The 18774-nt window shown below is 64.6% G+C and carries 21 protein-coding genes; 10 read left to right on the top strand and 11 right to left on the bottom strand.

The genetic code is table 11. The features are described from left to right. Nucleotides 1-23 precede the first annotated feature (23 nt). The 3 genes from AC1C2O_RS06430 to AC1C2O_RS06420 all read left to right on the top strand — a co-directional run bounded on the left by AC1C2O_RS06430 (nucleotide 24) and on the right by AC1C2O_RS06420 (nucleotide 3202). Nucleotides 24-1253, top strand: a complete 1230-nt coding sequence (locus tag AC1C2O_RS06430) for an alanine racemase (protein ID WP_495429602.1) — start codon at nucleotides 24-26, stop codon at nucleotides 1251-1253. Further along, nucleotides 1250-2563, top strand: coding sequence for a D-arabinono-1,4-lactone oxidase (locus AC1C2O_RS06425; protein WP_495429601.1), 1314 nt, complete (start codon nucleotides 1250-1252; stop codon nucleotides 2561-2563). The genes AC1C2O_RS06430 and AC1C2O_RS06425 overlap by 4 nt, the downstream gene beginning before the upstream one ends. 72 nt (nucleotides 2564-2635) lie before the next feature. Then, the gene (locus AC1C2O_RS06420) at nucleotides 2636-3202 is read left to right on the top strand and encodes a LemA family protein (protein WP_495429600.1); all 567 of its coding nucleotides are present in this window, start codon (nucleotides 2636-2638) and stop codon (nucleotides 3200-3202) included. A 10-nt stretch (nucleotides 3203-3212) separates the two neighbouring features. Here AC1C2O_RS06420 and AC1C2O_RS06415 read toward each other — a convergent pair whose 3' ends face one another. Further along, on the bottom strand, nucleotides 3213-4136 hold the full coding sequence (locus AC1C2O_RS06415) for a hypothetical protein (RefSeq protein WP_495429599.1): 924 nt from the start codon (nucleotides 4134-4136) through the stop codon (nucleotides 3213-3215). Further along, a complete protein-coding gene (locus tag AC1C2O_RS06410; protein WP_495429598.1) occupies nucleotides 4133-5392 on the bottom strand; it encodes a winged helix-turn-helix domain-containing protein in 1260 nt (419 codons plus the stop codon). Before AC1C2O_RS06410 ends, AC1C2O_RS06415 begins: the two co-directional genes overlap by 4 nt. Nucleotides 5393-5472: 80 nt before the next feature. Here AC1C2O_RS06410 and AC1C2O_RS06405 point away from each other — a divergent pair, with 80 nt between their 5' ends. Both AC1C2O_RS06405 and ilvA read left to right on the top strand, forming a co-directional pair. Then, nucleotides 5473-6666 (top strand): AI-2E family transporter, encoded by a 1194-nt coding sequence (locus tag AC1C2O_RS06405; protein ID WP_495429597.1) that lies wholly within the window; start codon nucleotides 5473-5475, stop codon nucleotides 6664-6666. Then, the gene (ilvA, locus tag AC1C2O_RS06400; RefSeq protein WP_495429596.1) at nucleotides 6663-7892 is read left to right on the top strand and encodes a threonine ammonia-lyase; all 1230 of its coding nucleotides are present in this window, start codon (nucleotides 6663-6665) and stop codon (nucleotides 7890-7892) included. The genes AC1C2O_RS06405 and ilvA overlap by 4 nt, the downstream gene beginning before the upstream one ends. Nucleotides 7893-7992: 100 nt before the next feature. Here ilvA and greA read toward each other — a convergent pair whose 3' ends face one another. After that, nucleotides 7993-8481, bottom strand: coding sequence for a transcription elongation factor GreA (greA, locus tag AC1C2O_RS06395; protein WP_495429595.1), 489 nt, complete (start codon nucleotides 8479-8481; stop codon nucleotides 7993-7995). Nucleotides 8482-8576: 95 nt separating this feature from the next. Beyond that, on the bottom strand, nucleotides 8577-8963 hold the full coding sequence (locus tag AC1C2O_RS06390) for a DUF4307 domain-containing protein (RefSeq protein ID WP_495429594.1): 387 nt from the start codon (nucleotides 8961-8963) through the stop codon (nucleotides 8577-8579). Between the two features lie 71 nt (nucleotides 8964-9034). Here AC1C2O_RS06390 and AC1C2O_RS06385 point away from each other — a divergent pair, with 71 nt between their 5' ends. Continuing rightward, complete coding sequence (locus tag AC1C2O_RS06385) at nucleotides 9035-9331, top strand: hypothetical protein (protein WP_495429593.1); 297 nt, start codon at nucleotides 9035-9037, stop codon at nucleotides 9329-9331. Between the two features lie 7 nt (nucleotides 9332-9338). Here AC1C2O_RS06385 and AC1C2O_RS06380 read toward each other — a convergent pair whose 3' ends face one another. The 3 genes from AC1C2O_RS06380 to trhA form a co-directional block, all read right to left on the bottom strand. After that, the gene (locus tag AC1C2O_RS06380) at nucleotides 9339-10106 is read right to left on the bottom strand and encodes an SDR family NAD(P)-dependent oxidoreductase (RefSeq protein ID WP_495429592.1); all 768 of its coding nucleotides are present in this window, start codon (nucleotides 10104-10106) and stop codon (nucleotides 9339-9341) included. Then, nucleotides 10106-10579 (bottom strand): S-ribosylhomocysteine lyase, encoded by a 474-nt coding sequence (locus tag AC1C2O_RS06375; protein ID WP_495429591.1) that lies wholly within the window; start codon nucleotides 10577-10579, stop codon nucleotides 10106-10108. The genes AC1C2O_RS06380 and AC1C2O_RS06375 overlap by 1 nt, the downstream gene beginning before the upstream one ends. Nucleotides 10580-10661: 82 nt before the next feature. After that, the gene (gene trhA, locus AC1C2O_RS06370) at nucleotides 10662-11366 is read right to left on the bottom strand and encodes a PAQR family membrane homeostasis protein TrhA (protein ID WP_495431694.1); all 705 of its coding nucleotides are present in this window, start codon (nucleotides 11364-11366) and stop codon (nucleotides 10662-10664) included. Between the two features lie 123 nt (nucleotides 11367-11489). On the opposite strand from trhA, the gene AC1C2O_RS06365 reads away from it, so the two are divergent. From AC1C2O_RS06365 to AC1C2O_RS06350, 4 genes are all read left to right on the top strand, one after another. Then, nucleotides 11490-12269, top strand: coding sequence for an isoprenyl transferase (locus tag AC1C2O_RS06365; RefSeq protein WP_495431693.1), 780 nt, complete (start codon nucleotides 11490-11492; stop codon nucleotides 12267-12269). A gap of 65 nt (nucleotides 12270-12334) precedes the next feature. Further along, nucleotides 12335-13453 carry an aminotransferase class V-fold PLP-dependent enzyme gene (locus tag AC1C2O_RS06360; RefSeq protein ID WP_495429590.1) on the top strand — a complete coding sequence of 373 codons (1119 nt, stop codon included), beginning with the start codon at nucleotides 12335-12337 and terminating at the stop codon, nucleotides 13451-13453. 279 nt (nucleotides 13454-13732) lie between these two features. Continuing rightward, a complete protein-coding gene (phoH2, locus tag AC1C2O_RS06355; protein WP_495431692.1) occupies nucleotides 13733-15007 on the top strand; it encodes an RNA 5'-3' helicase PhoH2 in 1275 nt (424 codons plus the stop codon). 284 nt (nucleotides 15008-15291) lie between these two features. After that, a complete protein-coding gene (locus AC1C2O_RS06350; RefSeq protein ID WP_495429589.1) occupies nucleotides 15292-15717 on the top strand; it encodes an ASCH domain-containing protein in 426 nt (141 codons plus the stop codon). A gap of 105 nt (nucleotides 15718-15822) precedes the next feature. On the opposite strand, the gene AC1C2O_RS06345 is transcribed toward AC1C2O_RS06350, so the two are convergent. Genes AC1C2O_RS06345 through AC1C2O_RS06330 form a run of 4 tightly spaced genes read right to left on the bottom strand, consistent with a single transcriptional unit; the run spans nucleotide 15823 to nucleotide 18762 of the window. Further along, entirely contained in the window at nucleotides 15823-17217 is a 1395-nt protein-coding gene (locus tag AC1C2O_RS06345) for a class II fumarate hydratase (protein ID WP_495429588.1), read from the bottom strand. Continuing rightward, nucleotides 17214-17888, bottom strand: coding sequence for a carbonic anhydrase (locus tag AC1C2O_RS06340; RefSeq protein WP_495429587.1), 675 nt, complete (start codon nucleotides 17886-17888; stop codon nucleotides 17214-17216). The genes AC1C2O_RS06345 and AC1C2O_RS06340 overlap by 4 nt, the downstream gene beginning before the upstream one ends. Further along, entirely contained in the window at nucleotides 17885-18526 is a 642-nt protein-coding gene (locus tag AC1C2O_RS06335) for a DUF4245 family protein (RefSeq protein ID WP_495429586.1), read from the bottom strand. Before AC1C2O_RS06335 ends, AC1C2O_RS06340 begins: the two co-directional genes overlap by 4 nt. Further along, nucleotides 18523-18762: an exodeoxyribonuclease VII small subunit gene (locus AC1C2O_RS06330; protein ID WP_495429585.1), complete on the bottom strand. Its 240-nt coding sequence runs from the start codon at nucleotides 18760-18762 to the stop codon at nucleotides 18523-18525. Before AC1C2O_RS06330 ends, AC1C2O_RS06335 begins: the two co-directional genes overlap by 4 nt. Between the last annotated feature and the right edge of the window lie 12 nt (nucleotides 18763-18774).

Below are 18774 nucleotides of genomic sequence, written 5' to 3'. Positions count from 1 at the left end.
CCGTGACGTCGTAGGGTGGGGGAGTGCTCGACCTCACCGCGACATCGACGTCCGCAGACACCCGTTCCTGGGAGCATCCTGGCCGCTGGTGGCCGAGACTGACGGATGCCACCGCTCACCTCGCTGCGCCCGTTGCCGTCATCGATGTCGATGCGCTGCGTCACAACGCGATGGATCTGCTGGTGCGCTCGGGAGGCATCCCGATTCGTGTCGCATCGAAGTCGGTGCGTGTTCGCGGTGTGCTCGACGCGGTTCTGAGGATCCCGGGATACCGAGGCATTCTCTCCTTCTCTCTCGCCGAGGCGCTCTGGCTCTCCGAGACCCACGATGACATCGTGCTCGGGTATCCGACGGTCGATCGTGCGGGGCTCGAGCGCCTTGTGCATGACGAGGTCGCGGCATCCCGTATCGCGCTGATGGTCGACGATGTCGCCCATCTCGACCTGATCGACAACATCGCTGCCGCGGGGCAGCGCGAAACCATTCGCGTTGTCATCGATGCTGATGCTTCATGGCGATCGGCGGCGCTCGGGCACATCGGTGTGCGTCGATCGCCGCTTTTCACCGCCGCTGACGTCGCCCGCTTCGCCCGGCTGATTACGCGGCGTCCCGGCTTTCAGCTGGTCGGCCTGCAGATGTACGAGGCGCAGATCGCAGGTCAGGGGGATAACGGTCCGGATGCACCGCTCATCCGGGTGGTGCAGGCACGCTCTCGCAACGAGCTGCGCAGGCGCCGCGCCGAGATTGCGGATGCACTCACTGAGATCGCACCGCTGGAGTTCCTCAACGGCGGGGGTACCGGCTCGCTGGAGTTTACCGGCAGCGATGAGTCGGTCACCGAGGCCTCCGCAGGCAGCGGTCTGCTCGGAGGGCATCTGTTCGACGGCTACCGGTCGTTCCATCCGGCACCGGCGACCGCGTTCGCCTTCGACGTTGTGCGCCGACCCTCGGAGAACATCGCCACGGTGCTTGGCGGAGGATGGATTGCCTCCGGCCCCGCCGTCGCCTCACGACAGCCGATGGCGGTCTGGCCAGAAGGGCTGCGCACGCTGCCCAGGGAGGCTGCGGGTGAGGTGCAGACACCGTTGCAGGGCAGCGCAGCACGTGATCTGAAGATCGGCGATCGAGTCTGGTTCCGGCACGCCAAGAGCGGCGAACCAGCCGAGCGCATCAATGCGTACCATCTCGTATCCGGCACCGACGTGATCGACGAACTGCCCACCTATCGTGGTGAAGGGAAGGCCTTTCTGTGACCCGACCAGGCGGGACCTGGCAGAACTGGGCCCGCTCGGCCCGCGTCCGACCAGGTCGCATCGAACGCCCTCGCTCACCGGAAGGTGTGCAGCGCGCCGTGCAGGCGGCGATCGCGCACAATCTGCCGATCAAGGCAGTCGGCGCAGGGCACAGCTTCACCGGCATCGCCGTGGCACCCGGCGTGCTGCTGGAACTCGATGACTTGCAGGGGTTGGTCTCGGTCGACACGCATCGCTCGCGAGTTACCCTGCTCGCTGGCACCCGGCTGCACCGGATCCCACGCCTGCTCGCGCCGTACGGGCTGGCCATGCAGAACCTCGGAGACGTCGATCGCCAGTCGATCTCAGGCGCGATCTCTACTGGAACGCACGGCACGGGTGCCGAGTTCGGGGGACTCGCGACCCAGGTGGTCGCTGCGACCCTGATCACTGCAGACGGTGACTTCCTGCGCGTCAGCGAGGATGAGAACGCCGGACTCCTTCCGGCGGTGGCACTGGGGCTCGGCGCGCTCGGCATCCTCGTTGACGTGACGCTGCAGTGTGGGCCGGCCTTCGTGATGCATGCGATCGATGAGCCGGCACCGCTCGACGATGTGCTGGCGACGTTGGATGAGCGTGTCGCGTCGGCGGATCATTTCGAGTTCTACTGGTTTCCCCACACCGATGTCGCGCTGACGAAGCGTCAGACGCGTCTGCCGGAATCGACTCCGCGGCACCCGCTGCCGCGCGTCGGCAGATGGATCGATGAGACTCTGCTGTCCAACGGCGTGTACCGGATGGTGTGCGCGGCGGGACAGATGGTTCCGGCGGTCACTCCGCCGTTCAGCCGACTGGCAGTGAAGCTCACCGGAAACCGGGAGTACACCGACCGCTCCCACACCGTCCTGACGCAGAGCCGCACGGTACGGTTCCGAGAGATGGAGTACGCACTGCCTGCGGAGAACGTCGTTCCGGCTTTTCGTGCAGTGCAGGAGTTGATCGCCCAGCGCGGATGGAAGATCGAGTTCCCGGTCGAAGTGCGTTTCGCCGCAGCGGATGATCGATGGCTTTCCACCGCACACGATCGAGCCAGCGGCTACATCGCAGTGCACAGATACTGGCGGGCTGACCCGACGGAGTATTTCGAAGCCGTCGAGCTGATCTGTCTCGAGTACGGCGGGCGTCCACACTGGGGAAAGCTGCACACACTGAACGCTGAACAGTTGCGTGAACGCTATCCCCGCTTCGACGACTTCGTGCAGTTGCGCGATCGGATGGATCCCGAACGCCGGTTTGCGAACCGATATCTCGACCGAATTCTGGGCGCGTGACGCGTCACCCAGTCCACACGCAGACTGCGTGGATAGTATGAAAAGAAATTCGGCTCAAGGGGGTTACTCGCCATGGAATGGCTCATTCCGGTTCTGATTGTCGTTGCAGTACTGGTGCTCATCGGCGTCTACTTCTGGGCGACGTACAACTCCCTCGTACAACTGAATGTCCGTGTCGACGAGGCATGGAGCGGTATCACGGTGCAGCTCAAACGACGCGCCGATCTCATCCCGAACCTCATCGAGACGGTCAAGGGATACGCCTCACACGAGAAGGCCGTGTTCGAGAATGTCACGCGCGCCCGTGCCGAGACGTTGTCCGCAGGCAGCCCTGGTGAGGCAGGCATTGCCGAAGGCCACCTGCAGCAGGCGCTCAAGAGCCTGTTCGCGGTTGCCGAGGCATACCCTCAGCTGCAGGCAAGCCAGAACTTCCTTCAGGTGCAGCATGCTCTTGTCGACACCGAAGACAAGATCCAGGCCGCCCGCCGCTTCTACAACGGTGGCGTGCGCGAGCTGAACACGAAGATCAAGGTCTTCCCGAACAACCTGTTCGCACGCGGCCTCGGCTTCAACGAGCGGGAGTTCTTCGAGGTTGCAGACAGTGCTGCGATCGCCGAGCCGCCGCGCGTGCAGTTCTAGTTTCGCCCCTTCACCACACCGACAGCACGATGTCATCAGCGGTGAACGTCACGTCACCGCGCAGCGACCAGTTCAAGGTTTGGTAGGTCAGCGACTTCGCTGAACCATCGAGCGCGGTACCGGTGACGGTGGCGACGAGCTCACCGCCGCCTGCGTAGAACGACGTCAACGTGAGAGAGATGGCTGGCGCCTTTTCAATGCGGTAGCTGATCTCGCTCACCGAACTGAAGTCGGCAGCCCACGGGACGACGAAGCCGCAGGATGTCGGAACCTCCGCTGCGGGCTCAGTGCAGGCCGTCAGATGCTCGTCGAGCTGAGCCTGCGCGATCTCGGTGGCTTCCGGACGAAGAGCCACCTCCAGTTCGATCTTCTGTGTGCTCCCGGGCAGTACCTGCACGGTGGCGCCTGCGTCCAAGAACCTGGTCGGAATCGCGGCGAACTCATACTCCGCCGGCAATAGCGAAACTGCGGCCCCCGATGTCAGTGTGGCCTCCGATGGCGCTGTGGCACCCGATGATGCTGCGGCGTCGTCGATGCCTACCGGCACGTTGAATTGCACGGCACCCAGCGCGGACATGGCATCCGGCGTCCACCTGCCGGCCTCGTTGATCATCGCGACCTGGCTCTCGAACCGCTCGTCGCCAAGCACATGCGAGACCGTGACGAGTGTCGATGACTCCTGCTCAGTCGAAGATTCGAGGGCTACCTCACTGATCCGCGCGCTCGCAGCGAGAAAGGCGGATGCCGCTTCTTCTGACACCTCGACGCCGGTGGCCTGCACTGCCTCCAGGTCGCCGTCTGCGAGCGCGCGGAAGTATGCGATGGCTTGGTCTTCAGCGCTGTTTCCGCGAGGTGCGAGAAACCAGACCAGTGCTGTCACGGCCACGACAACTGCCGCCGCACCTGCGACGATCCAGATAGTGCGCCGCCTCACGCTGACTCCCGCGCGTGCACGTGGCGCCGCACGCCGCCGCGTTCGACGTGCAGCGCCCCGGCCACGGCATCCGCAGCGTCGCCCCACCCCGATACCGACACGTTCTCCAATCCCTGCCATGTCGCTGCCAGCGTGAGCTCGCGCGCGATCGGCTCGGCGTCACTGGGTCTTGCCTGTGGCTCCCACCAGGCGGACTGCACCTGCAGCGTGGACGATGCACGATCGGCCTTGAGATCGACGCGTGCAACGATGCGATCACCGACGAGCACAGGCAATGAGTAATAGCCGTAGCGCCTCTTGTGCGCCGGCACGTAGATCTCGATGCGGTAGTCAAGATCGAAGGCGCGCAGCGCCCGCTCCCGGAACCAGACCACAGGGTCGAACGGAGTCAGAATCGCCGCGGCATCCACTCGACGGGGAAGCACAGCGTCCTGATGCAACCACGCTGGCACCGGACGTCCGCCTCGCTCCCAGCCCCGCACCCGCACAGGCTGAAGGTCGCCGGTATCGACGAGTTCGTCGACCGCCTGCCGCACGGCTTTTCGATCGCGAATGCGGTAATAGTCGGCGAGATCGGCTTCGCTGGCGACGCCGTTGGATCGTGCGGCACGGCGGACGAGTTCGCGGATCGCGTCGTCACGAGGAACCACGCGCTCGCGGACCTCAGCGGGAATGACCTGCTCTTCAAGGGCGTAGTGCCGCTCGAACCCGCGGCGACCGCTGATGGCGACGTCTCCCGTGCGCCAGAGGTGCTCGAGGGCGAGCTTCACATCATCCCAGTCCCACCAGGTGCCGCGCTCGCGAGGTGCATCGGCTCGCAGCTGCGCCGGACGCAGCGGCCCACGGTCGCGCAGCTCATCCTTCACCCAGGCGATGGTGCGGAGGTTCTGGCTCATCCACGACTCAGGGTCGGCTTCCCAGCGCTTGCGGAACGCCTCCATCCTGAAGCGCCAGAGCGACCAGTCTTCGACAGGCACAAACGTCGCCTCATGGGCGAGGTACTCCACGTAATGGGTGGTGCGGGAGAGAAAGACACGGTCAAGAAGCGCCGGGTCGTAGGAACCAAGGCGCGAGAACAACGGGAGGTAGTGGCTGCGCGCGAAGACGTTCACTGAGTCGATCTGCAGCACGCCGAGCCGCTGCATCGTGCGGTGCACATGACTCGCTGTGACTTCGGTCGTTGGGCGGCGCCGGGTGAAGCCCTGGGCTGCCAGAGCGACACGACGAGCCTGCGCGGCGCTGAGAGTATCGGACACGTGGTCAGCGTATCGCCCGGCTCGGACACCGCGGCCGCCAGCCGTGGCAGCGAGCACAGCACCGCAACTAGACTGACGACATGACAGATGAGCAGCGCCCTCGCAAGCGCGATCTTCTGTGGGGTCGTATGCCGACCGATCGTACGGTCTCAACAGAAGCAGACAACGCCGTGCCTCTCGCCTTGCGGATCACCGCCGGCTACGCCTGGCGTCTTCTGCTCATCGCCGCGGCATCCGGCGTCATTATCTGGTTGGTCATTCAGCTGAAGCTCCTCGTGATCCCGATGCTGATCGGCATCCTCATCACGGCGCTGCTTTGGCCGGCCTTCGACCTGATGCTGCGCAGTCGCTTCCCTCGCTGGCTCGCGATCGTCATCTCCCTTCTCGGAACATTCGCAATCGTTGCCGGACTGCTCTGGCTGGTCGGATGGCAGGTCGCTCGCGAGTGGCCCTCGGTGCAGGAGAGCACCCTGCGGGCCGTCGACGAGTTTCGGCAGTACCTGATGAACGGTCCGTTGAACCTGTCGGAAGATCAGATTCAGGGATACATAGACCAGGGTTTCGCACTCATTCAGGAGCAGGCTGAGCTGCTGTGGTCCGGCGCACTCGCCATCGGCTCCACAGCCGGGCACGTGGTCGTCGGCACACTGCTGACCGCCTTCGTTCTGGTCTGCCTGCTCGCAGACGGCGGTGGCATCTGGCGGTGGACGACGAAGCTGTTCCCCCGAGACGCGCGGCCGGCGGTCGATGCCGCGGCACGCAATGGCTGGGGGACAGTCGTCAACTACGCGAAGACACAGCTGCTGGTCGCGACGATCGACTCCATCGGAATCGGCCTAGGCGCGTTCCTGCTGAGCGTTCCGCTGGCGATTCCGGTGGCTGTGCTGGTCTTCCTCGGTGCATTCATTCCCATCGTCGGTGCGGTGGCCACCGGTGCGGTGGCGGTGTTCCTGGCACTCGTCTACAACGACCCGTGGAACGCCTTCTGGATGCTCGTCGTCGTCATCGGCGTGCAGCAGTTCGAAGGACACGTGCTGCAGCCGATCCTGATGGGCACTGCCGTCAAGGTCCATCCCCTTGCCGTGGTGCTCGTGGTGGCCGGTGGATCGATGATCGCCGGCATCCCCGGCGCACTGTTTGCGGTGCCGCTGGCCGCGTTCGTGAATGTGGTCGCTGTGACCCTGAGTAGCGGTTCGTGGAAGACCGGCAGGCAACCTGCCGGTGATCTGATCTGGAGTACAGTGCCGCGGGAGCGGCGACGGAGGAATAAATGAGTGCAGTCCCCAGCCTGGCCGAGTTCGAAGAAGCCGCACGGGGGCTGACGGGAGTGATTTCCCACACGCCGACGCTGCCGTCCAGAGCGCTGTCCGACATTCTCGGCGAAACCGTTGTGCTGAAGATGGAGAATCTTCAGCGCACCGGCTCGTTCAAGATTCGAGGGGCTGCGTACCGACTGTCGCAGCTCACCGAGGAAGAACGCTCGCGGGGTGTGGTCGCGGCATCCGCCGGTAACCATGCCCAGGGCGTCGCGCTCGCGGCGCAGGCGCTCGGGATTGCGGCGACGATCTTCATGCCGCTAGGCGTACCGGTGCCGAAACTGCTCGCGACTCGTGGTTACGGTGCAGAGGTAGTGCTGGAGGGCGAAACCGTCGCGACATCTCTGCGGCTTGCCGCGGAGTTCGCCGAACGCACTGGCGCGGTGATGATCCATCCCTTCGACCATCGCGACATCGTGATCGGGCAGGGTACGCTCGGCCTCGAGTTGATCGAGGATGCTCCTGATGTCGACACGATCCTCGTCGGCATCGGCGGGGGCGGCCTCATTGCCGGGGTCGCTGCCGCGGCGAAGGCTGCGGCAGCGAAGATCGGCCGCACGGTGCGGATCATCGGTGTGCAGGCAGAGAACGCGGCCGCGATGCCGTTGTCGCTCGCCGAGGGGCATCCGGTCGAGATCGTGACACAGCCGACCATCGCAGACGGCATCCTGGTCGCGCGCCCAGGAGACGTGCCCTTCGAAATCATCAAGGAACTCGTCGACGAGGTCGTCACTGTGACCGACGATGACATCGCACGGGCGATCCTCATCCTGCTCGAGCAGGCCAAGGTCGTCGCCGAGCCTGCAGGAGCCGTCGGCGTCGCCGCAATCCTTGCCGGGAAGGTCTCCGGCACCGGAAAGACACTGGCAGTGCTCTCCGGAGGCAACATCGACCCGCTGCTGCTGCAGCGCGTCGTGTCACACGGGCTGGCAGCATCCGGACGTTACCTGACCATCCGGATCCCGCTGCCCGACCGCCCCGGTCAGCTGGCGCGTGTCTCTGAGCTCGTCTCGCAGGCAGGTGCCAACGTGATGGAGGTCATGCACACGAGGCACGGACAGGGTCTGCAGATCAGCCAGGTGAGCCTGCAGCTGAGCATTGAGACAAGAGGGGCGGAGCACACCGAGCTGACGCTCGACACGCTCCGCCACGCCGGTTACGACCCTGAGGTCATCCCGGACTGATCCCCACGCCCACTCCAGACATCGCTACGCGCTGCCCGGAGCCTCTGGGCGCGTGGCCCCTGTCCGGGCTGATGTGTCGCGTTCGATCCCGGCGTCGGGCTCAGCCGGAGAAGGTGTCGACCTTCGTGACCTCAACCGCGATCGGCTTTCCGTTGGGAGCCTCGTAGCTGGTCTTTGCGCCGACCTTCAGACCGAGAATGGCCTGGCCCAGGGGGCTGGCTTCGCTGTAGACATCCAGGTCAGTGCCGCCTGCGATCTCGCGGCTGCCGAGCAGGAAGGTCTCTTCTCCTCCTGCGACGATTGCCGTGACGACGGTTCCCGGCTCGACGATGCCGCGGCTCGCGGGCGCGACGCCGACCTTGGCGGTCTTGAGGAGCTGCTCCAGAGTGCGGATGCGGGCTTCCTGCTTGCCCTGCTCGTCCTTTGCAGCGTGGTAGCCGCCGTTCTCCTTGAGATCGCCTTCTTCGCGAGCCGCTTCAATGCGTTTCGCGATCTCGTCGCGACCGAGCGTGGAGCGTTGCTCGAGCTCGGCGACGAGTCGATCGTAGGCTTCCTGCGTGAGGAACGGTACCTGAGCGTCTGTGGACACAGCGTGCTCCTTTTGTGCGAACGCCCTTCAGGGCGGTGGGGGATATGCCAAGACGCCCCGGCAATGGGCCAGGGCGTCGGTCTTCTCAGGGGATTCTATGCGATCCAGCAGTTGTTCACCAAACCTGTGGTCGCCTCGGCCACCGTCGGGACGGTGGTGCTGAGCCGCTGCAGGTGACTGTCACCGGCCGGAATCTCCATGATCTTCCAGCCCACGACGCCGAACTCCTCATCCAGTGCCTGGACCGCGCAGACGACGTCTTTGCCTTGCGTCGCCGTGATCTGGAAGTGAACCGTCACGCTGTGTGCGTCGACCACTTCATAGCCAAGATCGTTGGCGCCAACGGAGTTCATGGACTGGCTGACTGTCGCCCACCCGGCGACGAGGATCACGGCCACTGCGAGCGCTGCGCCGATGACCCATGGCAACCGCCGTTTGCGCGTTCGGCCGTATCGCTCGTCGAGCTCGAGTGCGGTCGTCACGTGGTGGGTCTTTCGGTCGTTAGGCTAGTAGTTCCAGGGTACGCGACCTGCGAACGAGAGGCGGACACTTCATGGTGCTCTTCGGAACAGAGACCCCGATTCCGACGCCGACGATGACCGTCGACCCGAACTCCGTCACGCCTGGCCCTGCCGGGTTCCTGGTGATCGTTATCGTGGTGATCGCGCTCGTACTGCTCATCTGGGACATGAATCGCCGCATCCGCCGGGTGCGCTACCGCGAGGAAGTCCGCGAAGAGCTGGATGCTGAAGAGGCAGCCAACGCCGCTGCACAGGGGCCGAATGATGCGGCATCCGACGCTAGTGCCAATGATGATGCGGCATCCGATGAAGGAAAGCCGACCGCCTGAGTCAGGTTCAGTGCATGGTCATGCCGCCGGTGACATTGAGTCCCTGGCCGGTCATGTAGCTGGCCAGATCACTGGCGAGGAAGAGCGCGACACCCGCGACATCCGCTGTCGTACCGGTGCGTCCTAAGGGCACCTGAGAACGATCTTCGGCGGCGATCTCCTCGGCCGTCATGTCGCGAAGCGCACCGCCTTCGATGCGTTCGCGATGCTTCATCGGAGTCTCGATAATGCCGGGGCAGATCGCGTTCACCGTGATGCCACGGGATGCGAGTTCGGTGGCCATCGTCTTCGTCACGCCCATCACGGCATGCTTGGATGCGACATAGGCGGTCATTCCGCGGTAGCCGTTCTTTCCTGCCTGCGATGAGATGAAGATGATGCGTCCGGCGCGGTCTTCGGCGACGAGCCGGCTGGCCACGCCCCTCGCGACCAGGAACGAACCCTTCGCATTGACATCGAGGTTGCGATCCCAGTCAGCCCCTGTGGTCTCCGTGGCGTAACCCATCGTCGAGGTGCCCGCCGCGGTCACCGCCACATCAATTGTGCCGACGATCTTCGAGACGGCATCCAGAACGGCTTCCACGGCGGTCTCATCGCTGACGTCGAGCCGCACGGACCAGCGATGCTCGCCCGACCGCTGCAAACCCTCAGGCAGGCTCAGGTCGGCGCTGATGACGGTCGCACCCTCGGAGAGGAAAGCATCGACGATGCCCGCACCGATGCCGCTGTTGCCGCCGGTGACGAAGACGATGCGCCCGCGGAGTTCGTCGAACATCACACTCCCACGCGGGAGAATGCATCGAGGCTGATGCCCTGCTCGAGGATGCGCTTGGACCACTCGCGGGCACTGTGCAGGCTGTGGTCGCGGTAGTTGCCGCAGCTGATCGCGTCGACGCCTGGTACATCTTCCCAGGTGATGTCTTCGGCGATGGCGGTGAGGCCGACGCGCACGGCGGCCACGACCTCGGCGACGCTCGGCTCGCCCCAGGTGATGAGGTGAAAGCCGGTGCGGCAGCCGAACGGGGAGATGTCGATTACACCCTCAAGGTGATCACGCAACAAGCTGGCGAGCACGTGTTCGATCGTGTGGAGCCCTGCGGTCGGGATCTCGCCCTCGTTGGGCTGCACGAAGCGCAGGTCGAAGTTCGAGATCGCGTCACCCTTGGGGCCGTTCTCAACTGCGATGCGGCGGACATAGGGCGCGTGGACAGCGGTGTGATCGAGCGCGAAGCTTTCGACGTCAGCCATGGGGTTCTCCTTCGTCGTTCTGGGCGCACCGTTGTGACTGCGGGTGCAGAGAAAATTTATCAGCCAGGGAGGCCGAGCTTTATCAACCAGGAAGGCCGAGCGAAGGCGAGTACGGCGCAATGGAGATCAGCAGACACGCGGTCCAATGGCACAGGAACGCGAGCACGGTGCAGAGATGAAAGATCTCGTGAAAGCCGAAGTGACCTGGCCACGGGTTCGGCTTCTTCATCGCGTAGACGATCGCGCCGCCGGTGTAGAGCAGACCGCCCACGCACACGAGCACCATCATCGCCACGTTTGCCTGCAGAAGGTCAACCATGTACATCACAGCGGCCCAGCCGAGCAGGAGGTAGAGGGCGACGTACAGCCAGCGTGGCGCGTTGATCCAGAAGACGTGGAACAGGATGCCGAGGAGCGTGCCGCTCCAGACCAGGATGAGCAGCAGCGCACCCTTCTCCGGAATCAACGCATTGACGGCGAGAGGGGTGTAAGTGCCGGCGATCAGCAGGAAGATGTTCGCGTGGTCGATGCGCTTGAAGATCAGTTTCGTCTTCGGGCTCCAGTCGATGCGGTGATACAGCGCAGAGATTCCGAACAGCAGCAGTGAGCTCGCCATGAATACAGCAGCGGCCCACTTCGCTGGCGCACCTTCGGCGAGCAAGATGAGCACGATCCCGGCGACGATTGCGATGGGGAAGGTGCCAGCGTGCAGCCAGCCTCGCCAGGTCGGCTTGACCTCGACGTCAGCATCCGCCTGTGCCGCTTCCAGCAGCGGAAGCTCGGGCACCGGGATGGAGTTCTCGTCGGGTGTGCTCACGTCCTCACTCTAGATCCCGACCCATGCCGTCACATGTACATACCGGAGAGTGAGCACGGGAGAAAGATGAAGGCGCGGTAGCGTAGGCACGTGATTGCACGCACGAGCGAGGGCCGAGGGCCGCTGTACCGGCTGTACAGTAGTCGGCTCCGGCGACAGCTCGATCCGGCATCCGTTCCGCACCATGTCGCGATGATGATCGACGGCAACCGGCGCTGGGCGCGCCAACTGGGCTTTGATTCTCCGGCCGACGGCCACCGTGCGGGCGCTGCCAAGATGCGCGAGTTCCTCGGCTGGTGTGACGAGATCGGGGTACGCGTGGTGTCGTTGTATCTGCTCTCCAGCGACAACCTGATCAAGCGCGACTCGAAAGAGATCGACGACCTGATCGAGATCATCGCCGAACTTGCGGAGGCACTGTCGCAGGAGGGCGGCTGGCGCGTCAAGCACGTTGGTCGCACCGACATCATCCCTGATGAGCTCGCCCGGGTGCTGCACGACGCTGAAGTGCGCACCAAGGATCACACCGGACTGCACGTGAATCTCGCGGTCGGCTACGGCGGGCGCCATGAGATCGTGGATGCGGTGCGCTCGATCATCGCCGAGCACGACGCATCCGGCGGCACGATGGAGGATCTCGCAGCCCAGCTCACCCCGGAGATGATCGGCGAGCACCTCTACACCGGCGGTCAGCCCGACCCCGATCTGGTGATCCGCACCAGCGGGGAGCAGCGACTCAGTGACTTCCTGCTTTGGCAGAGTGCACACAGCGAGTTCTACTTCGTGGAGGCGCTGGGGCCAGACCTACGTGAGGTCGACTTTTTACGGGCGATCCGCGACTACGCCGACCGGGATCGCCGCTTCGGTCGCTGAGGTCTCCGGGGGCTCTCGCTGAACATCGGACGGTGTTCGATGCGGTTGCATGGGACACTCATAGGGTGAGTAATTTCGATGAATACCTCGCCACCTTTGACGGTGACCCCGGCTATCTCGACTGGGCAGCCTTCGGGCCGATATCGCCCACCGTCCGCACCGAGGTTTTTGCCGACGCGGACCTGTTGGGTAGCGGACGTCCGTCTTCACGGGCGCTGATTGCCGAGCGCGTAGATCAGGCGCAGGACATCGTGGCAGAGCTCCTCGACATCGACCTCGACACGGTCACGCTGCAGCCGTCGGCAACGCAAGGTCTAATGCATGCCCTATACGGGCTGAAGGGCACGGTGATCGCCTCCTCGGCCGAATTTCCGAGTGTCAGCATCACGCTGGAGCGCGCTTCGCAGGCATCCCATGGCCAACTCGCAGCGCGGTGGATCACGCCGGAGCACACATTCGTCACGCCGGAGGCCGTCGCTGAGGCACTGGACGGAGACGTGACCGCGCTCGCCGTCAGCCACGTTGACTTCCGCACCGGCTACCGCGTCGACCTGGCGGCCCTTCGCGATGTGCTCGGGCCCGACCGACTGCTGATCGTGGATGCGGTGCAGTCATTCGGCATCGTCGATGACGACTTCGCTGTGGCGGATGTCGTCGTCGGACATGGCTACAAATGGCTGCGGGCAGCACGAGGGACAGGGTTCGCGTCATTTTCGGCGAAGGCCAGAGAACGCATCGCCCCGGTCCTGTCGGGTTTCGGCGGGGTCGAGGGTGGGCTTCCACTGGACGATTTGCCGGCACCAGCGGCATCCGCTCGCGCCTATCAGATCAACGGCCCGGATCATCTCGCGGTCGCGCGTCTCGCCATCGGCCTGCGTGATGTGCGCGACGCAGGGGTGCCCACGATCGAAGCTGCGATCCGTGACCATGTCGACAGCATTCTCGAGATCGCGGACCGCCACGGCATCCCGGTGCTCACACCACGAGACCCGGAGCGCCGTGCCGGCATCGTCGCATTGGCGCCGGACGCGCCTGCCGCGCTTGCGGCGGCACTGACCAACGCCGGCGTCGTCGCCACCACGCGCGGATCAACCGTGCGGGTCGCGCCGCACGCGGGAACCAGTGATGAGACGTTGCGGATGCTGGATGAAGCAATCGGCACAGCCATCGTTCCCGGTATGTAGGCGCGTTCAGCGCACGTTCACCAACACGTAACACGCTCTTTTGGCGTGTCGTCGTGGGCGAGTCGTCCGCGCGGTCGTACGTTCTAGGCATCGGGCACGGTGTCCGGTCGGGTCGGCCCTCAGGTACGCGACTCGTGGCCCCAAGGTCGACTCGTGGCATAGCCGGGAATCATCCCGGGTCGGGAGTGGGTCGTGACCACACGTACAGCACAGCAGTCCACCCGTCAGGTCTCGCGTCGGGCATCCTCAGGGAAATCCGATCAAGACCTCCGCACATATGTGCTCGATACCTCGGTGCTGCTGAGTGATCCGCAGGCGTTCTTCCGTTTCGCCGAACACTCGATCGTTCTTCCGGTCGTCGTGATCACGGAGCTGGAGGGTAAGCGCCACGATCCAGAGATCGGGTATTTCGCCCGGCAGGCGCTTCGGCACCTCGATGAGTTGCGAATCGAACACGGCCGGCTCGACTTTCCGGTGCCGATCGGCGAGGGAGGAACACTTCGAGTCGAGCTGGGCAACACTGACGGATCGACGCTGCCCAGTGGCATCCGCCTCGGGGACAACGACAGTCGCATTCTCTCGGTCGCCATGCATCTTGCTGACGATGGTCAAGATGTCACGATCGTGTCCAAGGACCTCCCGATGAGAGTGAAAGCCGCGTCGCTTGGTATCTCCGCGGAAGAGTACCTCGCAGAGCAGGCCGTGGACTCCGGCTGGACCGGCATCTCCAACCTCAACCTGTCCGGCGATGACATCAGCGACCTCTACGAGAGCGAAGTCGGCATCAGCGAGGACGCCAGGGGGCTTCCCGTCAACACCGGCCTCATCATCCACTCGGAGCGCGGTTCGGCGCTCGGCCGAGTGACCGGTGATGGCGAGTACCGGCTGGTGCGCGGGGACCGCGAGGTGTTCGGGATGCACGGCCGCTCGGCCGAGCAGCGCATCGCGATCGACCTACTCATGGACGCGGACGTGGGAATCGTGTCGCTGGGTGGACGGGCAGGAACCGGAAAGTCGGCTCTCGCTCTGTGCGCCGGGCTGGAAGCCGTGCTGGAGCGCCAGCAGCAGCGGAAGATCATCGTTTTCCGGCCGCTGTTCGCCGTCGGCGGGCAGGAACTCGGGTACCTCCCCGGCGACCAGGGCGAGAAGATGGGGCCCTGGGGTCAGGCGGTTTTCGACACGCTCGGCTCGGTCGTCTCCGGCAACGTAGTCGAGGAGGTCCTCGAACGAGGTCTTCTCGAGGTGCTTCCGCTAACGCACATCCGCGGTCGTTCGCTGCACGATGCGTTCGTGATCGTTGACGAGGCACAGTCGTTGGAGCGCAATGTGCTGCTGACAGTGCTCAGCCGCATGGGACAGAACTCCCGCGTCGTGCTCACCCACGATGTAGGTCAGCGCGACAACCTGCGGGTGGGGCGCCACGACGGCATCGCTTCGGTGATCGAGACGTTGAAGGGGCACGACCTGTTCGGACACGTGACTCTGATGCGCTCGGAGCGCTCGGCGATCGCGGCCCTGGTGACTGAGTTGTTGGAGGGCGCGGAGCGCAGCTGAGGTCAATTTCTGAGTGTTGCACCCGTCGGAGGGTGTTGCGAATGTCGGAGATTTCGGGGGGATCACACCGACAGACGTAACACCCTCCCGCCGAGGCGATGGATGGTCTGTGCGGGGCTGAGCATGTTCCACACAGTGCCGCATCGCCATGCCCTCAAACCGGATTCCACAGGTGTTCAGCGGGCGGTCCGATTGTGCAGGAAGAGTGAGCCGCCCGACGTTCCAGTTTGGCTGCGACACCCGCAACACCCGTGCGCGGGATCCTCGGTCGATAGGCTGAGCGGATGCCAGACGCAACCGACCTGCCTGTATCTGAGTATGCGTTCCCAGGGCCGCTTCGCGACCAACTCGTCGGCGCGATCCTCAGCGGCGAGAAGACGTCAACGACCTCACTCGTCGCGGGGTACGAGATCGAGGCCGAACCGCTGCCTGCCGTCGGAGACCGCGCGGTCGTGATCGACTCCGACGGCCAGCCGGTGTGCGTCGAAGAGATCACCGAGGTTCGCGTCGTACGCCTGGCAGATGTCGACCTCGACCATGCGGTGGCAGAGGGCGAAGGCTTCACGACAGTCGCTGGCTGGCGCACCGGACACGAAAAGTTCTGGCACAGCCCGGAGTTCCGTAAAGAGATGGGCGACGCCAACTTCACTGTCGACGACGACACTCAGACCGTGCTCGTGCGCTTCCGGACCGAGCCGCTGACCTCCTGAGACGGATGCCGCGGCGTCACAGATGTCGGAGCCTGTTGCAGTTGTCGGAGGAATTCACAAGAAACCTCCGACGGGCGCAACAGGCTCCGACAGGTGAAACAGGACTCAGCCCGGGTGGGTCATGCTCAGCAGGTCGAGCTTCTCGTCCAGCTGCTCAAGAGTGAGCGCGCCACTTTCGACGTACCCGAGGGCGATGACGGCGTCGCGCACCGTGATTCCCTCAGCGACGGCGTACTTGGCGATCTTGGCAGCGGCTTCGTAGCCGATGAGCTTGTTCAGCGGCGTCACGATCGACGGGCTCATGCCCGCGAACGCGGCGGCACGCTCGGTATTAGCGACGAGGCCGTCGATGGTCTTGTCGGCGAGCACCCGCGAGGCGTTTGCGAGCAGGCGGATCGACTCGAGCAGCGCGGTGCCCATGACGGGGATCGCGACGTTGAGCTCGAACGAACCGGATGCTCCGGCCCACGCCACGGTCGCATCGTTGCCGATGACCCGCGCGCACACCATGAGCACGGCCTCCGGGACGACCGGGTTGACCTTGCCTGGCATGATCGACGACCCAGGCTGCAGGTCGGGGATGTGCAGTTCGCCGAGACCCGTGTTGGGGCCAGACCCCATCCAGCGCAGGTCGTTGTTGATCTTGGTCAGCGAGACGGCGATGGTACGAAGCGCGCCGGACGCCTCGACCAGGCCGTCACGGTTGGCCTGTGCCTCGAAGTGATCCTTCGCCTCGGTGATCGGCAGCTCGGTCTCCTCCGCCAACAGCGCGATGACCTTCTGCGGGAAGCCGAGCGGGGTGTTGATGCCGGTGCCGACGGCCGTGCCGCCGAGTGGCACCTCAGCCACGCGGGGGAGCGCCGACTGCACGCGCTCGATACCAAGGCGCATCTGGCGGGCGTACCCGCCGAACTCCTGGCCGAGGGTGACGGGGGTCGCATCCATGAGGTGCGTGCGGCCTGCCTTGACGGCATCCTTCCACAGCACAGCCTTCGCCTCTAGTGCCACGGCGAGGTGGTCAAGTGAGGGGATAAGGGTGTCGATCAGTGCCTGCGTCACGGCGATGTGCACGGAGGTCGGGAACACGTCGTTCGACGACTGCGATGCGTTGACGTGATCGTTCGGATGAACGGCAGAGCCGAGGATGCCGGATGCCAGAGTGGCGAGCACCTCGTTCATGTTCATGTTCGAAGACGTACCAGAGCCGGTCTGGTACGTGTCGACGGGGAACTCGCCGTCGTGCGCGCCCGAAGCCACCTCATCGGCAGCCTGTGCGATGGCGTCTGCGATGGCACCGTCGAGTGTGCCGAGCGCTTTGTTCGCGAGCGCCGCAGCCTTCTTGATGCGTGCGAGGGCGGCGATCTGCGTTGACTCGAGCCCCTTGCCTGAAATCGGGAAGTTCTCCACGGCGCGCTGCGTCTGCGCTCCGTAAAGCGCGTTGATGGGCACGCGAACCTCGCCCATGGTGTCGTGTTCGATGCGGTATGCGGTATCGGTCACTTCGATCCCTCCTGGCTTGTGGGGACGCCTTCGATCCCCGTGTCGATTCCCACAGCGATGGCGGGCACGGCAGTGCCCTCTGCAAGTCGGTAGTTGGCGCCCACGATGCCCAAACGGCCCTCGGCGACAGCGTCGCTGATCAGCTCGGAGGACTGCAGCAAGTTGGAGACGGTATTGCGCAGGTGCTCACGGCCGACCTGCTCTGCGTCGATGTCGGCCGGGGACGTCCCGCCGTTGGTGGCAAGCACCTTGCGGGCAGCGGGGATGATCGGGGCGATCAGCTTCCAGATGTGCGGCGGCAGCGGGGCCGCGTCGATCGCGGTGCCGTCGATCGCTGCACGCACTGCACCACATTCATCATGCGCGAGCACGACGATCAGCGGGACTTTAAGGATCTCGACGGCGTATTCCAGGCTTCCGACGATCGATTCACCGATGACCTGGCCGGCGTTGCGCACGACGAAGAGGTCTCCGAGGCCGAGGTCGAAGATGATCTCGGCGGCCAGGCGCGAGTCGGAACAGCCGAACAGCGTGGCCACCGGATCCTGCGCATGGGCGAGGTCGTGACGGCGCTCGACATCCTGATTCGGATGCCGCGGCTCACCCGCGACGAAGCGACGATTGCCGTCCAGCATCTGCTGCCAGGCTGCTGTCGGGGTGAGAGCGGTCATGAGGTCTCTGCAATCTCTTTGATCTGCGGGATGAGCGACTTGGCGAGCTTGGCCGTCGAATCAGCGGAACGCGAGCCATACAGCAGCACGTAGTCGTCACCTGCCTGCGTGCCGATCGCATACGAGACGTTGTCCGCAGCGTCGCTGCTGAGCTTGTAGACGTCCCATTCCAGCCCACCGATCTCGGTGGTGTCTGTCGCTGCGGTGCCATTCAGCACCTGCGGTGCCCACGAAGCGTCGGCGTTGAAGGCCTGCGCGATGCGAATGAAACCGCGCTCGTCTTGAGCGGACGGTGCGAGCGTCATGTTCCAGACGACCGTCGCTCCACCCTGGAGCTCTGCCGCGTTGACGCGCCAGAAATCACCCAGCTCGGGGACGATAGCTGGGCTCTGCATCGTGGATTCGACATCGGCGGCAATGCTGGCCACATCGATCTTCGGCGCGGACTCCGGTGTGCCACGCGGCACGGCGAAAATGATGACGGCAACGACCGCGACGGTAACGATAAGCGCCGCGATGAGGTTGCGGAATGTCTGACTTGCCCGGTAGTTCTTCGAGAACTCCGCCTTGCGGGCTGCGGTCTCCTCAGGAGTCTCCGGGCGTCCGATCTCGGCGACGATGGGAGGGGGCTTGTTCATGAGTCATCCTCAGAGGATGCCGTGGTGCGTGCCTCATCGAGACGGCGCTTCGCGCCAAGCAGCCACTCTTCGCAGCGAGCGGCGAGGGCCTCGCCGCGCTCCCAGAGAGCGAGCGAGTGTTCGAGAGTCGGTGCGCCCTGCTCAAGCTCGGCAACGACGCGTACGAGTTCGTCGCGAGCGGCCTCGAATGACAGTGTTTCCACGGGGGCGTCGGTCGAAGCAGTCACGCCTTCCATCCTACGACGCTC

Source organism: Microbacterium sp. Y355, assembly GCF_059445345.1.
Note: the sequence above shows the minus strand (reverse complement) of the source record. Positions and strands in the feature narration are given on the sequence as shown.